Annotated in this window: 15 protein-coding genes and 1 riboswitch; of the genes, 14 read left to right on the forward strand and 1 reads right to left on the reverse strand. The window is 33.1% G+C overall.

Translation table 11 applies throughout. From position 1 onward, the window contains the following. The first annotated feature begins 107 nt into the window (after positions 1-107). The 13 genes from Q3907_RS08915 (at position 108) to Q3907_RS08975 (ending at position 14561) form a co-directional block, all read left to right on the forward strand. Entirely contained in the window at positions 108-914 is an 807-nt protein-coding gene (locus tag Q3907_RS08915; RefSeq protein WP_295644288.1) for a Cof-type HAD-IIB family hydrolase, read from the forward strand. A gap of 2 nt (positions 915-916) precedes the next feature. Further along, positions 917-1909, forward strand: a complete 993-nt coding sequence (locus tag Q3907_RS08920; RefSeq protein ID WP_301898026.1) for a dipeptidase — start codon at positions 917-919, stop codon at positions 1907-1909. Positions 1910-2008: 99 nt separating this feature from the next. After that, positions 2009-2680, forward strand: a complete 672-nt coding sequence (locus Q3907_RS08925; RefSeq protein ID WP_301898027.1) for a DUF969 family protein — start codon at positions 2009-2011, stop codon at positions 2678-2680. Continuing rightward, positions 2680-3633: a DUF979 domain-containing protein gene (locus Q3907_RS08930; RefSeq protein ID WP_301898028.1), complete on the forward strand. Its 954-nt coding sequence runs from the start codon at positions 2680-2682 to the stop codon at positions 3631-3633. The genes Q3907_RS08925 and Q3907_RS08930 overlap by 1 nt, the downstream gene beginning before the upstream one ends. A 13-nt stretch (positions 3634-3646) precedes the next feature. Continuing rightward, the gene (pcp, locus tag Q3907_RS08935; protein ID WP_301898029.1) at positions 3647-4294 is read left to right on the forward strand and encodes a pyroglutamyl-peptidase I; all 648 of its coding nucleotides are present in this window, start codon (positions 3647-3649) and stop codon (positions 4292-4294) included. 78 nt (positions 4295-4372) lie between these two features. Further along, the gene (gene pepF, locus Q3907_RS08940) at positions 4373-6151 is read left to right on the forward strand and encodes an oligoendopeptidase F (RefSeq protein ID WP_301898030.1); all 1779 of its coding nucleotides are present in this window, start codon (positions 4373-4375) and stop codon (positions 6149-6151) included. Positions 6152-6228: 77 nt separating this feature from the next. After that, positions 6229-7923, forward strand: coding sequence for an ABC transporter substrate-binding protein (locus tag Q3907_RS08945; protein ID WP_301898031.1), 1695 nt, complete (start codon positions 6229-6231; stop codon positions 7921-7923). A 281-nt stretch (positions 7924-8204) separates the two neighbouring features. After that, a riboswitch (Lysine riboswitch) is annotated at positions 8205-8371 on the forward strand. An 83-nt stretch (positions 8372-8454) separates the two neighbouring features. Beyond that, positions 8455-9285, forward strand: a complete 831-nt coding sequence (locus Q3907_RS08950) for a transporter substrate-binding domain-containing protein (protein ID WP_270464703.1) — start codon at positions 8455-8457, stop codon at positions 9283-9285. 2 nt (positions 9286-9287) lie between these two features. Next, complete coding sequence (locus tag Q3907_RS08955) at positions 9288-10010, forward strand: amino acid ABC transporter permease (RefSeq protein ID WP_301898032.1); 723 nt, start codon at positions 9288-9290, stop codon at positions 10008-10010. 10 nt (positions 10011-10020) lie between these two features. Next, positions 10021-10758: an amino acid ABC transporter ATP-binding protein gene (locus Q3907_RS08960; protein WP_301898033.1), complete on the forward strand. Its 738-nt coding sequence runs from the start codon at positions 10021-10023 to the stop codon at positions 10756-10758. 103 nt (positions 10759-10861) lie between these two features. Beyond that, on the forward strand, positions 10862-12400 hold the full coding sequence (gpmI, locus tag Q3907_RS08965; RefSeq protein ID WP_270432184.1) for a 2,3-bisphosphoglycerate-independent phosphoglycerate mutase: 1539 nt from the start codon (positions 10862-10864) through the stop codon (positions 12398-12400). Positions 12401-12487: 87 nt separating this feature from the next. Continuing rightward, entirely contained in the window at positions 12488-13174 is a 687-nt protein-coding gene (locus tag Q3907_RS08970) for a response regulator transcription factor (RefSeq protein WP_003865834.1), read from the forward strand. Continuing rightward, complete coding sequence (locus Q3907_RS08975) at positions 13167-14561, forward strand: ATP-binding protein (RefSeq protein ID WP_301898034.1); 1395 nt, start codon at positions 13167-13169, stop codon at positions 14559-14561. The genes Q3907_RS08970 and Q3907_RS08975 overlap by 8 nt, the downstream gene beginning before the upstream one ends. Here the strand turns inward: Q3907_RS08975 and Q3907_RS08980 are convergent. Further along, a complete protein-coding gene (locus Q3907_RS08980) occupies positions 14558-15211 on the reverse strand; it encodes a hypothetical protein (RefSeq protein WP_301898035.1) in 654 nt (217 codons plus the stop codon). The genes Q3907_RS08975 and Q3907_RS08980 overlap by 4 nt on opposite strands. Positions 15212-15695: 484 nt before the next feature. Between Q3907_RS08980 and Q3907_RS08985 the strand changes: the two genes are divergently transcribed. After that, the gene (locus Q3907_RS08985; protein ID WP_295562969.1) at positions 15696-16064 is read left to right on the forward strand and encodes a thioesterase family protein; all 369 of its coding nucleotides are present in this window, start codon (positions 15696-15698) and stop codon (positions 16062-16064) included. The last annotated feature ends 18 nt before the right edge of the window (positions 16065-16082 follow it).

Consider the following 16082-nt stretch of genomic DNA (forward strand, 5'->3'; position numbering starts at 1 on the left):
AATTCAAGAAGTAGTATTTCACTAAGAACTTTAGCTAAATAGACCCTTCGGGGTCTTTTTTTTTGTTTCGTTTCGTATTACTATAAACAAGTGGAAGGAAGTGCTATATGATTAGGGCGATTGTTTGCGATTTAGATGGATCTTTGATGAATCCAAGTAGTGGAATCTATGTAAAGGAAGCCGTTAAAGAGGCATTGATTGAGGTTGAAAAGAAAAATATTTTAGTTATATTAAATTCAGCTCGATGCTTTCAAGGTGTATATCCATTATCTAAGCAGATTTTGATGCAAAACTTTGGTGGATATGTCATTAGTTGTAATGGAGCCCATTGTTTTGATGTGAAAACGAAAAAAACGATATTTGAGTATTCCATATCAAATAACGATGTTTCTTTTATTTGGCAATATGCCCAAAAGCATAATTTAGGTGTTGGATATAGTCAACCTGATTATTTTGTGGCAAATAAAATGACACGTGGATTTGAACTAGATATGCACAATTGTGATGTGGATTACATTTTGACGAATCACATGGAAAAATATTTAAAGGATTCTGTGTGGAAAGTGTCTATATCGGATTCAAAAGAGAGAATTGATTCGATTTATGATTCTATGAAAGATCATATTGAATTAAATTGTAATGTAAAAGTTGTGCATAGTACAGATACGATGATTGACATTATTCATAAGGATTGTGAAAAGGTAAATAGTGTGAATCGTTTGTTGAAAAGTCTTGAAATTTCTTGGAAAGATGTCAGTTCCATAGGTGATGGTTCAAGCGATGCACCTGTATTAGAAGCGTCTGGTTTAGGCGTAACCCTTGAAAATGGTTGTGAAGCCTGTAAAAAAGTCGCAAATAAAATTGTTCCTCCATGTTATGAAGATGGTTGTATAGAATGGTTAAAGGAGTTGTAAAGATGAGAGTAGTCGATATGCATTGTGATACGGTTCTAGAATTATTGAGTCGTGATTTAAAAGGGAAAGAGGCAAGTTTATATTCGAATGATTTGTCAATTGATTTAGAAAAAATGAAGAAGGGTAATTATTTATTACAAAATTTTGCGTTGTTTACAGATCAGAAAGAACTAGCTATTCCTGAACAACAGACAATGCGTTTGTATGATGAATATTGTACACAAATGGATAAGTATTCTGATTATATTGCACCTGTATATCAGTTTAGTGATATTGAAAAAAATGATAAAGAAGGAAAATTATCAAGTTTATTAACTTTAGAAGATGGTGGTGTATGTTTTAATGATTTAGCTATGCTAAGAAACTACTATCGCATGGGTGTAAGAATGATTGCCTTAACTTGGAATTATGAGAATGGTATTGGCTATCCAAATCTTTCAATGAAAGATATGAATGGAAACCATCCTAATTATAAGCGTAGTGTCGATACAGAAAGAGGACTGACAGAGTTTGGAATTTCATTTGTAAAAGAAATGGAAAGACTAGGTATGATTGTGGATGTTTCTCACTTAAATGATGCAGGTTTCTATGATGTATTAAAATATACGACAAAACCGTTTGTGGCATCACACTCAAACGCAAGAAGTGTATGTAATGTAGCCCGTAATATGAGTGATGATATGATTCTTCAATTGGCAAAACGTGGTGGTGTTATGGGCCTTAACTTCTGTGGAAGTTTCTTAGTAGATCGAAACGATCACAAGAGTTGTGTAGACGATATGGTCAAACATATTCTTTACATCAAAGACTTAGCAGGAATTGATGTCATAGGATTGGGTACTGACTTTGATGGTATTTCATGTCCTTTAGAAATTGAAAATGCTTCTATGATGAATCTATTAGAAGAAGCTTTATATAAGGCAGGACTTACACAAGAAGAAGTAGAAAAAATCTTCTATAAGAATGTATTAAGAGTCTATAAATCAGTATTGTAAATGGATCGTTTGATCCATTTTTTTTGTTTTTCTGGAAGAGTGTGATATAATTTCGAATGTAAATTTCTGTAAGAAATATGAAAGAGAGAATGAAAGGTTATGGAATTATTGAAATTATTAGGCATTCTAATTGTTGTAATCGGATTTGTATTAAAATTGGATTCGATTTTGATTATTATGATTGCCGCTATTGTGACTGCACTTGTTGCAGGTATGGATCCTGTTACTTTCTTGGAAACACTTGGATCAAGCTTTGTTGCTAACCGCAGTATGTGTGTATTTGTGATGGTCATGGTTGTTACGGGTACTTTGGAAAGAAATGGTTTAAAACAAGCAGCAGCTAATTTAATGAAGAAATTTAAAAATGCATCAGCCGGTGTTGTTCTTGCAATTTATGGTGTGTTCCGTCTAGTCTTTGCGGCATTTAATGTAAGCTTTGGTGGCGTAGCCGGATTTGTCCGTCCTATTGTATTGCCTATGGCGACTGCTGCAGCTAAGAAAAATGGTAAAAAGATCAGTGAAAAGTATGAAGAAAACTTAAAAGGAATGGCAAGTGGTATGGAAAATATCGCATGGTTCTTTGGACAAGGTTTATTTGTAGGAACAAGTGGAATGATTTTAGTACAATCTACATTGGCTGGTTTAGGATATGATGTTGAATTAGTCGATTTGATGAAAGTACAGATTCCAGTGGCAATTATTGCCGTAGCTGTTGCGATCGTTTATTACTATCTTAAAGATAAGCAATTATCTAGAAAGGAGACTAAGTAATGAATCCAATTCAATTCTATACAAGTGTGGATGTTACACTTTCAGAAAAACTATTAGAAGTCATGTATTGTTTAATTGGATTGATTTCTATTTACGTTGCCTTTAAAAATCTAAGAGATAAAGAAAATAACAACAGTGTTGGTTCATTTATTTTTTGGTTTGATTTAGGAATTATGTTTGTGCTAGGTAAATGGTTACCTGCCTTGGTTGATGGTATTTTGTTGATCATCTTAGTATTACCTCCAATTCTAAAGAAAGTTTCACCAGGTGATGAGCCTGAACCTACGCTTGAGGAGATGGAACAAAACAACAAGAAGATTGGTTCAAAAGTATTTATTCCTGCTGTATGTATTGGATTATTTGCGCTATTAGCCGCATTCTTTACTAAGATTTCACCATTAGTTGGAATGAGTGTTGGTGTATTCGTAGCCATGGTTATTTTGCGTATTTATTCAAAAGCAAATACACCAAGTGTCTTCTTAAAAGATTGTCGTAGAATGATGGATGTGGTTGGACCATTAAGCATGCTTCCAATGTTACTTGCTGCTTTAGGTGCTGTATTTACAGCTGCAGGTGTTGGAGATGTGATTTCTGGCTTAGTATCCAATATTATTCCTGCAGGCAATGTTACAATTGGAATTATTGTCTATGCGATTGGTATGGCCGTGTTCACAATGATTATGGGAAATGCTTTTGCGGCAATTACCGTGATGACAGTAGGGATTGGGGCACCTTTTGTCCTTAAATATGGAGCAGATCCAGTGGTGATTGGATCTTTAGCATTAACTTGTGGATATTGTGGTACACTATGTACGCCAATGGCAGCTAATTTTAATATGGTGCCAGTCGCAATTTTAGAGATGAAAGATAAAAATGGTGTCATTAAAAAACAAGTGCTTGTTGCCGTGGTTATGTTAGTGGTACAAATTGTCATGATGATCATGATGTCATAGGAGATGAAATGTTATGAAAAAAGTATTAATTACAGGTTTTGATCCATTTGGAGGAGAAAAAATTAATCCAGCTTATGAAGCCGTTAAATTATTGCCGGATGAAATTAGAGGTGCAAAAATTATTAAGAAAGAAATCCCTACGGTATTTCAAAAAGGGCCGAATGCAGTTTATGAAGCAATTCAAGAAAATCAACCAGATTATGTATTATGCATTGGTCAAGCTGGAGGAAGAAGTCAAGTCACACCAGAATGGGTGGGTATTAACTTTAGAAATGCGAGAATTGCCGATAATGAAGGCAATCAACCTTTACAGACAAGTGTTGTAGAAAATGGCCCAGAAGCTTATTTTACAATGCTTCCTGTATTTAGAATGGTTGAAAAAATGAAGAAAAATGGAATTCCTGCAAGTGTTAGTTATACAGCAGGTACTTATGTTTGTAACGATGTGATGTACTCTGTATTGCATTATTGTCATACAGAATTTAAAGATGTAAAAGGTGGCTTTATGCATGTGCCTTTTGCGACTGAACAAACAGTGAATCAGCCAGCAGGAACACCGGGAATGAATTTAAAAGATATTGCCAAAGCCATTGAATTGTCTGTAGAAGCTATGTTAGAGAGTGATACGGATATTAAAGTAGTTTCTGGAGAAACGCATTAAGAGAAAAGATTTATTCTTTTCTTTTTTTGACTTTTAGAATGTAAGAGATTACACTAAATGTAAAAAAGAGGTGTGCATATGAAAAGAAATGAACAATTAATTGAAAATACATGGAAAATAGAAGATATCTATCCAAATCTAGATGTGTTTTATAAAGAATTAGAGAAAGCAAAGACGCAATCAAAAGAATTATTGAAATATAAAGATCATCTAACAAATGCATCTAGCTTATATGCGTATTTAAAAGGGTATGAAGAATTAAATGAAAAACTATATACATTGGATTGTTATACATCTTTATTAAGTGATCAAGATGGTTCAAATGCTTTTTATCAAGATTTAAAGGGAAAGGCAAACGTAGTAATTACAGAGATTCATTCTCAGCAAGCTTTTTTTGAAGTAGAGCTTTTAAAATTGTCTGATATAGAAATATACTTTGAAAAGGAACCTGGATTAGAGAGATATAGACGATTTATTCAAGATATTTATCGATTAAAGCCATATACTTTGTCTATGGAAAAAGAAGAATTGTTGGCAGGGTGTCAAGATATTTTTTCTAGTAGTGAAAGAGCATTCTATATTTTGAATGATGTGGATACTAGATTTGAAGATGTTAAAGATGCGAAGGGGAATGTTATGCCATTGACATCAGGAAGTTATGTGGATTATTTAGAAAGTGCAGATGAGACCTTAAGAAAGTCGGCTTTCGAAAATATGTATGCAGCTTATGGTAAGGTTCAAAATACGATGGCTTCTTTATTGAATTCACAATGTAAGATGTTGAAATATGAATCGGATTTAAGAGGATATCCAACATCATTAGAGGCAAGTACAAATAAAAATGGAGTTCCATCAAGTGTGTATAAGAATTTGATTAAGCAGGTACATAAGGATATTGCACCTTTGCATAAATATATGAAGGTTCGTAAAAAGGCTTTAAATAAAGATAAATTAAATATGTATGATTTATATGTTCCTTTAGTTAAGGAATTTGATAAGAAAATCACCTTTGAAACGGCAAAAAAAGAAGCGTTAGCTTCCGTGGCTTTATTAGGACAAGAGTACGTAGAAGCTTATGAAAAAGGTTTAAATTCACGATGGATCGACGTATATGAAAATGAAGGAAAGCGTTCAGGCGCCTATTCTTGTGGTGTGCCATGTCATCCTTTTGTATTGTTAAATCATACAGATACATTAAGAAGTGAATTTACTTTGGCACATGAAATGGGTCATGCGATGCATTCTTATATGTCTTTTAAACATCAGCCTTTTATTAATAGCGATTATAAGATTTTTGTGGCTGAAGTCGCAAGTACATGTAATGAAGCTTTGTTGATGCATTATTTATTGGAAAGAACTACGGATAAAAAAGAGCGTGCTTATTTGATTAATTATCTATTGGAACAATATCGTGGAACAATGTACCGACAAGCTATGCTTGCAGAATTTGAAATGTTGATCAACGAGGAGGTGGCTAAAAATAATACGTTGAGTGCTGAATTGTTGAATAAGATCAATCATGATTTAAATGCATTCTATTATGGTGAAGATGTGATTGTAGATGCGCCAATTGATTTAGAGTGGGCAAAAATCCCACACTTATATATGAATTTCTATTTGTATCAATATGCGACAAGTTTTTGTGCTTCCATGGCCATTTCGCAAAAGCTATTAAAAGGCAATCAAGAGGATATTGAGAATTATTTGAATTTCTTAAAGGGTGGATGTTCTAAGTCTCCAATTGATTTATTAAAAATGGCAGGCGTCGATATGACAAGTCCACAACCAATTCATGATGCGATTTGTCAGTTTGATAAGCTTGTGGATGAGTTTGATGAATTGATCAATTGTAAATAAACGAAATTTTACTGAAAATAACTTGCAAAGAAAATGAAAGAAATGTATCATAATTTTAAATTAAGAGGGTGATGTGAATGAACAATAAGATTATGAAGTCAGGATTAGCAGCAATGATGGCTGCAAACTTAGTGGGATGTTCATCTTCGTCAGGTGATAATTCGAATAATGTTTTGACCGTTGGAATTACTGCACAGATGAATGGTGTATTTTCACCACTGTATTATGAAAGTGCATACGATGCATATGCAATCAACTTGATGTATCAATCAATGCTTCAATATGATGAAAACGAAGAATTACAGCCAGTTTTAGCTAAGGAGCTTCCTACAATTAGTGATGATGGAAAAACGGTTACTTTTAAGTTGAATAAAGGTGTTAAGTTTTCCGATGGATCTAAGCTTACTTCTAGTGATGTAAAATATACATTTACAGTGTTGGCAGATCCTAGCTATACAGGAAGATTTTCGAGTGATGTAGAGAATATTGAAGGTTATAAGGAATATCATGATGGAGATGCTACAGAATTAAGTGGAATTGAGACACCAGATGATTATACGGTTGTTTTCCATATGACACAGCCAAGAATTGATGCGGTAACTACTTTTGGTACTCGTGCTATTTGTTCGGATACACAATATAAGTACAAGAAGGGACACATATCAAAGATTGAAAAAGATACTTCCAATCCGATTGGTAGTGGGGCTTATAAATTGAATAAATATTCAAAGGCAACCGGCGCTAGCTTTGTAAGAAACGAGAACTTTAAAGCTAAAAAAGGAGAATATTCAATTGATAAGGTTATTATCAAAGTTTGCAGTACTTCAACTGAGTTAAATGAACTTAAAAAAGGAAATGTGGATTATTTACCTGAGAATGCAGATCCAACTAAAATTGGACAAGTTAGTTTAGATGATAATTTGACATTTAATACATACCCACGTGCTACAGAAGGCTATGTTTACTTTAACTGTGCACAAGGTCCTACAGCCGATCCAGCCGTACGTAAGGCCTTAGCTTATGCGACGGATCGTCAAGGCTTTGTCGATAGTTTCTTCTCTTGGGAAAAAGCAAGTAAGGAAGCAAAAAAAGAAAAACTAGCCTTTGTACCAGCTGTATATGCGAATCCAGCAAGCGCAGATTTAGGCACTTATATTCGTGGTGAAGAGGCTTTGGATGGTCTTGAAACTTATGAATTTAATGAAGATAAGGCAAATCAAATCTTAGATGAAGCTGGATGGGAAATGGCAGATGATGGTTATCGTTATAAAGATGGTCAAAAATTAAGCATTCGTTTCATGATTGCGGAAGGTTCTAGTTCATTGGAAACTTTGATTCCTATGATTGAAAAGACATACAAAGATATTGGTGTTGATTTAAAACAAACAATTCTAGAATTCAATTCATTATTGTCAAAAACAAGTGATGATAGTGCATTGGGTGAATGGGAAATGAGTTGTCTTGCGATGAGCTTTACAGGTGTAGCTAATACAGATTTAAATTCTATGTTGAAAACAGGGGATGTGAATAACTATGCAAGACTATCAGATAGTGAATTAGATTCATTATTGGATGAAGCAATGTATACAACAGATGAAGCAAAATCAACAGAGCTTTATAAACAGGTTATGATTAAGGAAAATGATTTATTGCCATATTTAGCATTATATGGAAACCAGAATTTCAACTTATATAACAAGCGTGTTAAGAATATGAAGACAGGTCCAATTCATAACTGGTCACAAGCAATGGATACAGCTACGTTAGATTAAGGATGTACATATGTACATCCTTTTTTCTTGTTAAAAAAAGGGGTGAGTCTATTATTGTGACTCACCAAAGAAATAGGAATATATGAAATAAACAGCTTTTTATTAGGAAAGGGTTATATGTATTGGGTTGATTACTGTTTATTTCTGTATATAGGATAGTTCTAAAAACTTAAAAGAAGCTTAAAGAAACCGTGAAAATATTTACAAATTTATGAAAAAATGTAATTTCTTTCTTGACACTATGTATATGTTGAGTATAATAAGCACTATAAAGTAAATCGAGTAAAGATAGAGGCAGCATTGCATCAGAGTAAAACATGGAGTTGGCAAACTGTGAAGTGTTTGAAAGGTAACCAATGCCGAAAGAAATGAAATGGCAATTTCATTTCTTGGGGTTATAAGGAATACTTATAACACTCCTTCGTCAGGAAGAGGCGTTATCTTATAGTTAATGAGATATTTTTTAGCTATGTGGTATGCCCGCATAGCTTTTTTCTATTCTTTGCCGATTAGAGAAGGAGAAAAAGAAATATGAACTTTAAAAAATTAATGGCATCTGCCATGGTATGTACTTTTGCACTAACAGGATGTGCATCTAACACAGCTACAACATCAGAAGATAAGGACACATTTGTCGTTGGAATGGAATGTGGATATGCTCCATTTAACTGGCAAACATCTGAAAAAACAGATACTTCTGTAAAATTAGGTAAAGCTGGTTATGCGGATGGATATGATGTGCAAGTCGCTAAAAAGATTGCGAAAAAATTAGGAAAGAAATTAGTCATTAAGAAAACTGCATGGGATGGTTTGATTCCAGCTTTAGAGAATGATGAAATTGATGCGATCATCGCTGGTATGACTAAAGATAAAGATCGTGAAGAAGGAGCTGACTTCACAACTCCATATTATGATTCAAAAGGAATGATTATGATCGTTCGTAAAGATAGTGAAGAAGCTGGATATACAGATATTCAACAATTTACAGGTAAAAACATTGTTGGTCAAAAAGCAACAAACTATGATGATGTTATTGATCAAATCAAAGGTGTAAATCACGTAACACCAAAGGCTACTTATCCTGAAATGATTTTGGCTTTAAAACAAAATGAAGTGGATGGAATTACAGCTGAAATGGCTGTTGCCAAAGGTGTAGTAGAAGCTAACCCAGACTTAACAATCGTTCAATTCGCAGATGGACATGGATTTGATTGTGATACAACTGTTTCAATCGCATTAAAAGAAGGTTCTCGTGATTCTAAATTCTTCAAAAAAGTTCAAAAAGCATTAGATAGCATTACAGATGAAGAACGTGAAGAAATGATGGAATATGCAGTAGAACATCAACCAACAGAGGATTAATTATGCGTATTGATATTGCGAAGACTTGGAACATATTTGTTCGTAACATACCTCTTTTTCAATATGGAATTGAGATGACTTTGTTGTTCGCATTCGTTGGTACGTTTGCAGGATTTGTCGTCGGCTTATTAGTCGGCGGCATTCGTGCGATTGAGATCAATGAATATGATTCAACAGCGATTAAAGTTTTAAAGAATATTGGAAGAATTATTACTGGCTTGTATATCTGGGTATTTAGAGGTACACCAATGATGGTTCAAGCTATGTTTATTTATTATGCAGGAAAACCTGTCATTGGATGGACTCCGATTACAGCAGGTTTAATTATTATTTCAATCAATACAGGTGCTTATATGGCTGAAATTATTCGTTCTGGAATTCAGTCTGTGGATAAAGGCCAAAATGAAGCCGCTATGTCTTTAGGTATGACAACGATGCAGACTCTAATGTATGTTGTATTTCCTCAAGCTATTAAGAATTCATTTCCTTCAATTGGAAACCAATTGATTGTAAATATCAAGGATAGTTCAATGTTGAATGTTATTACGGTAACAGAATTATACTTTCAGACAACATCTGTAGCAGGAAGTAACTATCGTGTTATGGAAACATTTTTAGTTTCAGCTATTTTATATTTAATTTTAACAACACTTGCTTCATTCTTATTGAATTATCTTGAAAAAAGAATGGATAGCGAAAGCAGTATGAAAGATTTCTGTAGCTAGGAGGGTATTTATGGAAACAATTATTCAAATTCAACATCTCCAGAAACATTTTGGAAATCTTAAAGTATTAAATGATGTAGATTTCGATATTCATAAAGGAGAAGTGGTTACGATTATTGGATCGAGTGGATCTGGTAAGAGTACAATGTTAAGATGTGTAAACTTATTAGAAAGAATGGATGGAGGCCATGTTTTATATCATGGTAAAGACATTCTAAGTGGTCAAATGGATGTCAATGAATATCGTTCTAAGGTCGGAATGGTGTTTCAAGGCTTTAACTTATTCAATAATTTGACTGTTTTAGAAAACTGCATGTTAGGTCAGATTCGTGTCTTAAAAAAATCGAAAGAAGAAGCAAAAACTACAGCTTTAAAATTCTTAGATGAAGTAGGAATGAAAGAGTTTGCGAATAAGCCTAGTACTAAACTTTCTGGTGGACAAAAGCAACGTGTTGCGATTGCTCGTGCTCTATGCATGGATCCTGAAGTGTTACTATTTGATGAGCCAACTAGTGCATTGGACCCAGAAATGGTTGGTGATGTTTTGGATGTTATGAAAAAGCTAGCCAATGAAGGTTTGACGATGGTGATCGTTACACATGAAATGCAGTTTGCAAGAGAAGTAAGTGATCGTGTTATTTTTATGGATAAAGGTGTCATTGCAGAACAAGGTACTCCTGAACAATTGTTCGAGCATCCCCAACAAGAAAGAACACAACAATTTTTATCTCGATATCAAAGCCGTTAAGCGGCTTTTTCTTTTTGTGAAAAATTTCATTTGTTGAGACGAGTTCATTGAAAAAAGGCCTAGTTAGTGTTATATTATTATCGATTAATGGAGGAAAAATACAATGGAAAAAAGACCAGTAATATTGGTTGTTATGGACGGTATTGGTATTCGTGAAGATAAGAAGAACAATGCGGTTGCATTAGCCAATAAACCAACACTTGATAAATTGTGGGCTGAATGTCCACATACACAACTTCGTGCTCATGGACTTGCAGTAGGACTTCCTACAGATTCAGATATGGGTAACTCAGAAGTTGGACACAACGCATTAGGTTGTGGACAAATTTACTCTCAAGGAGCTAAATTAGTTAATGAAAATATTGAGTCTAAAGAAATCTTCAATTCTAAAACTTGGAAGGATTTAGCTGAAAATGCAAAAGACAGCAAAATGCATTTCATCGGTCTTTTAAGTGATGGAAACGTACACTCTAATATTTCTCACTTAAAGGCTTTGATTAAAGAATCTAAAAATGAAGGTATTAAGGAAGTTCGTGTTCATGCATTACTTGATGGACGTGATGTTCCTGCAACTTCCGCTTTAGAATATGTAAATGATATTGAATCATTTATGGCAGAATTAAATGACGACAACTTCCACGCATGCATTGCTAGTGGTGGTGGACGTATGCAAATCACAATGGACCGTTATGAAGCTGACTGGTCTATGGTTGAACGTGGATGGAAGATTCACGTAATGGGTGAAGGAAGACAATTTGCTTCAACTACAGAAGCTATCGAAACTTATCGTAAAGAATTAAATGTTGTCGATCAAGATCTTCCAGGATTTGTCATCGCAAAAGATGGCACTCCAGTAGGAACTATCGATGATGGTGATAGCGTAGTATTATTCAACTTCCGTGGTGACCGTGCTCAAGAAATCTCTTTAGCATTTGATGGAGATGCTTCATTTGATAAATTTGATCGTGTTAAAGTTCCAAATGTTAAATTTGCAGGTATGTTACAATATGATGCAGACTTACAAATTCCAAAGAACTATTTGACTGAACCACCAAAAATCAAATATACATTGACTGAAGAATTATGCAAACATGGTATTCGTGAATATGCAATCAGTGAAACTCAAAAATATGGACACGTTACTTATTTCTGGAATGGTAACCGTTCAGAAAAATTTGATGAGTCTTTAGAAACTTATGTTGAAATTCCAAGTGATGTAGTTCCATTTGAACAAAGACCTTGGATGAAGGCTGCTGAAATCACTGACAAATTGTGTGAAGCAATCGAAAGTGGAAACTATGATTTCATTCGTACAAACTATCCAAATGGTGATATGGTAGGTCACACTGGAAGTTTACCAGCAACTATTATTGGTGTTGAATCTGTAGACTTAGAACTTGCACGTGTTATTGAATCTGTAAATAAAGTAAATGGTATTTTATTAGTAACTGCAGACCATGGTAATGCGGATGATGAAAGCAAGACTAGCCATACATTAGCACCAGTTCCATTCATTGTATATAATGCAGAATGTGAATTAAAACAAGGCGAAGATTTAGGATTGTCAAATGTTGCAGCTACAGTTTGTGATTTCTTAGGATTAGAACCAAACGAACACTGGAACCCATCTTTAAAAAAATAAATTAGACGATTAAGGAGTAATGTTAAATAAACTTTACTCCTTTTTTATTTGCAATCGTGATAAAATGACAAAAAAGAGGTTGATGATATGGAAAGAGTTTTAATTGTAGAAGATGATGAAAATATTCGTCAGTTATTAAAATTAACACTGGCTAGTTTTAATTATGAGTTAGTTGATTTTGAGAATGGAAAAGATGCATATGATTATCTTCAAGACAATAAAGTTGATTTAGCTATTCTAGATTTAATGCTTCCAGGTATGAATGGATATGATATTTTAAAGTTTATTCGTTCAAAAGCATCTTTAAAAGATTTACCAGTAATTATTTTAAGTGCAAAAGATAAAGAATTAGATAAAATTATGGGATTAGATCTAGGGGCGGATGACTATTTGACAAAACCTTTCAGTGTTTTAGAACTCGCAGCAAGAATTCGTTCTTTGCTTCGTAGAAGTAAAAAAGATGAACGCTTGATTCAGATTCACGGTTTATGTATAGATTTGGATAAACGCATTGTAACGATTCGTGAAGAGCCTGTTGAATTAACATATAAAGAATTTGAACTTCTAAAATATTTAGCTAAAAATGAAGGTCGAGCTGTTTCTCGTGAAGAGTTGATCAACCAAATATGGGGATATGATTTTATCGGCGAAAGTAGAACATTAGATGTACATATTAATTCATTACGAAAAAAATTAGGCAATGAATATGCACATTGGATTCAATCTGTAAGACAGGTGGGCTATCGTTTAGTATCTGGAGATAACGATGCATAAGAAAATTGTTCGCTCTTTCTTGATTACATTTTTAATCACGTTTCTTCTTGGCTTTGGTTTACTTTATGTAAGTTTGTATAAAGCATCCATTTCACAAGATAGGCAATATTTGATGAATACAGTGAAGCTTGTAAAAAATCTAGAAATTGATGATTTAAACACGACTCGTTTAGGAGATACATTTAAATCGGAAGATATTCGTATCACAATTATAAAGCGAAATGGTAAAGTTTTATATGATAACTACAAAGATAAGATCAGAGAAAAACATTTACAACGTGAAGAAGTTAAACAAGCTTTAGAAGAAGGTACTGGTACATGTATTCGTCATTCGAATACCATGCAGAGATCTTATTTATATGTGGCAGATTATGAAGATGATAATCAAACAATTGTTCGTTTAGCCATGCCTTTTGATGGATTGAGTCAATCTATTTCAATTTTATTAGCGCCTTTTATTTTTAGTATATGTGTATCGTTTATGGTTGTATTTATTTTATCAAAGAAAATGGCTGATGAAATTGTTGAACCATTTCAAGATATCACAAATACAATTAATTCAACGAACATTTCAGAAGATGTTTTAACTTTTAATACATATAATTATCCAGAACTTTATAAAATCACAAATGCTCTGACAAATATGTCGAAAGAAAATAAAAAGTATTTGGAAAGATTGGAAAAAGAAAAAAAGGTTCGTCAGGAATTTTTTAGTAATGCCAGTCATGAGTTGAAAACGCCATTGACTTCGATTCGAGGATATACGGAGTTGATTCGTTCACATACAATTCAAGATAGTAATCAAATTGATACGTGTTTGGATTGTGTATTAAAAGAAAGTGATCACATGACACAGTTGATTAATGATATTTTAACGATTTCTAAATTAGAAACTGAAGAAATGCAAGTGACATATTCACATATTCATGTAAAGAAATTATTAGATTCAGTTGTAGAAACTTTAAGACCACAAATTGAAAAAATGGACCTAAAAGTGTATGTGAATGCGACAGAATTTACAGTATTTGCGAGTATGGATCATATTAAAGGTATCTTTTATAATTTGATTTCAAATGCGATCAAATATAATAAGGTGAATGGACGTATTGATATTGTGCTGAAAAAGAATCAAAAAAATATGTATTTTAGTGTAGAGGATACGGGTATTGGAATTCCAAATAAAGATCAAGATCGAATTTTTCAACGCTTCTATCGCGTAGATAAACAACGTTCTAAAACGATACCTGGAACAGGACTTGGATTATCGATTGTAAAACATGTTGTTTATTATTATAAGGGTGATATTCATTTAACTTCAAAAGAAGATATAGGAACTAAAATCACGGTTGAATTACCGATTATTGTAAAAGAAGCCCCAGAAAGTTAATTTCTGGGGCTTGGTGCATATTCTTGTTCAGATTTTAGAACGTGAATAGCAAATACAAATAAAATCAGTAAGCGAATGAAATCGATTAGAATAAAGAATACAAATACGCGAATGGAATATTCATGGGAATTATAGTATTTCATAAAAGTAGGTAAATAAACTAGAATGCGGATGATTTCACCAAGCATACAACAGGCAATAATCTTCTTTGTATATTTATGATTGTAGTACATATAGAATAATGGAATTGTCCAAATGAATGCGGTAAAGATGCATAATACAAAAATATCTTTTGTCGCAAAAACTTTTTGCATATCCATACTTTCAAAAAGATTTGAAAAGATTTGAATCAAGATTGGGAATAAAATTAATTCTCCATAAACGATAATGCCTAAACGAACGGATAATTGAGGTAAAGTCATAGGTGCTTTTTCAGTTACATATTCTTCATCTTCTTCTTGATCATTATCTTCAAATTCTTTTTCAAATTTAGATTTGATTTTTTCGTAATTTACATTTTTAGTTTGTTTTTCTACCCAATCATCATCTTCGTCATCAAGTTCAATAGTATGGTCAAAATAGATTTTACACCAACGATTATTTTTTAAATATCCGCCAACCTGGCAAAGAGCAACTGCTTTAAGTAGCATGAAAGCAACAAGAATAAAGAATGGAAGAATACTATTTAGGTTGGATAATAGTAAATGGATTGGAAAATAAATAAGTAGAAAGCTAATAAGAATATCAATCCAATAAAGAATACGGAACCATTTTTTACCTGTGGAAAGTAGAATGAAGGTTATTCCATATAAAAAGATTTGTCCAGTGCTTAGTTTTACTAACATCGATTGAAAAGTAGAATCGTTCACTTTCAAAAAATCCATATTTGAAAACAAATATGCCATTGATAAAAAATATATACATAGAATAGTGAAATAAATAATAAATCGCATAGTTATTTTGTGTTTAGCCTTTTGATAGAGGATTAGGTTTTCTTCTTGTTTAGAATACATATATTGACCTACTTTCTATTAAGAAATGAACATATCATTTCTTATATTATTTTATCATAGTAATGAAATCCATTGTCAATATTTTAACAATGGATTAAAATAACAAAGGAGGATTAATAACATGGAATTAAAGACAATTCGAATTCAACGTGTTGTAGAACAACAAAATTTAGCATCTGTAATGAAAAGTGGTTCATTAGATGTGTTAGCTACACCACAAATGATTGCGTGGATGGAAGAAGCTGCTTGTTTATGTCTTGATTTAGAAGAAGGAAAGACAAGTGTTGGGATTAGTATGAATGTATCGCATGATATGGCTAGTCCATTAGGTGCTACAATAACAATTGAAGCAAAGATGACAAATGTGGATGGTCGTAAAATCGATTATGAAGTACAAGCTTTTCAAGATGGGAAATCTATTGGAAAAGGTGTTCATAGCCGTTTTGTGGTAGATGCACAAAAATTTATTGATAAAACATATAAAAAATAAAAAATGGGTTAAAACCCA

Source organism: uncultured Holdemanella sp., from assembly GCF_958348295.1.
Lineage (GTDB): Bacteria > Bacillota_I > Bacilli_A > Erysipelotrichales > Erysipelotrichaceae > Holdemanella.

Bases quoted from the DNA above. Each gene is read 5' to 3' on its own strand.
- Q3907_RS08945 (WP_301898031.1), top strand. From the start codon at position 6,229: ATGAACAATAAGATTATGAAGTCAGGATTAGCAGCAATGATGGCTGCA.
- Q3907_RS08980 (WP_301898035.1), bottom strand. From the start codon at position 15,211: ATGCTACTTAAAGCAGTTGCTCTTTGCCAGGTTGGCGGATATTTAAAA.
- gpmI (WP_270432184.1), top strand. From the start codon at position 10,862: ATGGAAAAAAGACCAGTAATATTGGTTGTTATGGACGGTATTGGTATT.
- pcp (WP_301898029.1), top strand. From the start codon at position 3,647: ATGAAAAAAGTATTAATTACAGGTTTTGATCCATTTGGAGGAGAAAAA.
- Q3907_RS08985 (WP_295562969.1), top strand. From the start codon at position 15,696: ATGGAATTAAAGACAATTCGAATTCAACGTGTTGTAGAACAACAAAAT.
- pepF (WP_301898030.1), top strand. From the start codon at position 4,373: ATGAAAAGAAATGAACAATTAATTGAAAATACATGGAAAATAGAAGAT.
- Q3907_RS08960 (WP_301898033.1), top strand. From the start codon at position 10,021: ATGGAAACAATTATTCAAATTCAACATCTCCAGAAACATTTTGGAAAT.
- Q3907_RS08950 (WP_270464703.1), top strand. From the start codon at position 8,455: ATGAACTTTAAAAAATTAATGGCATCTGCCATGGTATGTACTTTTGCA.
- Q3907_RS08915 (WP_295644288.1), top strand. From the start codon at position 108: ATGATTAGGGCGATTGTTTGCGATTTAGATGGATCTTTGATGAATCCA.
- Q3907_RS08925 (WP_301898027.1), top strand. From the start codon at position 2,009: ATGGAATTATTGAAATTATTAGGCATTCTAATTGTTGTAATCGGATTT.
- Q3907_RS08970 (WP_003865834.1), top strand. From the start codon at position 12,488: ATGGAAAGAGTTTTAATTGTAGAAGATGATGAAAATATTCGTCAGTTA.
- Q3907_RS08930 (WP_301898028.1), top strand. From the start codon at position 2,680: ATGAATCCAATTCAATTCTATACAAGTGTGGATGTTACACTTTCAGAA.
- Q3907_RS08975 (WP_301898034.1), top strand. From the start codon at position 13,167: ATGCATAAGAAAATTGTTCGCTCTTTCTTGATTACATTTTTAATCACG.
- Q3907_RS08955 (WP_301898032.1), top strand. From the start codon at position 9,288: ATGCGTATTGATATTGCGAAGACTTGGAACATATTTGTTCGTAACATA.
- Q3907_RS08920 (WP_301898026.1), top strand. From the start codon at position 917: ATGAGAGTAGTCGATATGCATTGTGATACGGTTCTAGAATTATTGAGT.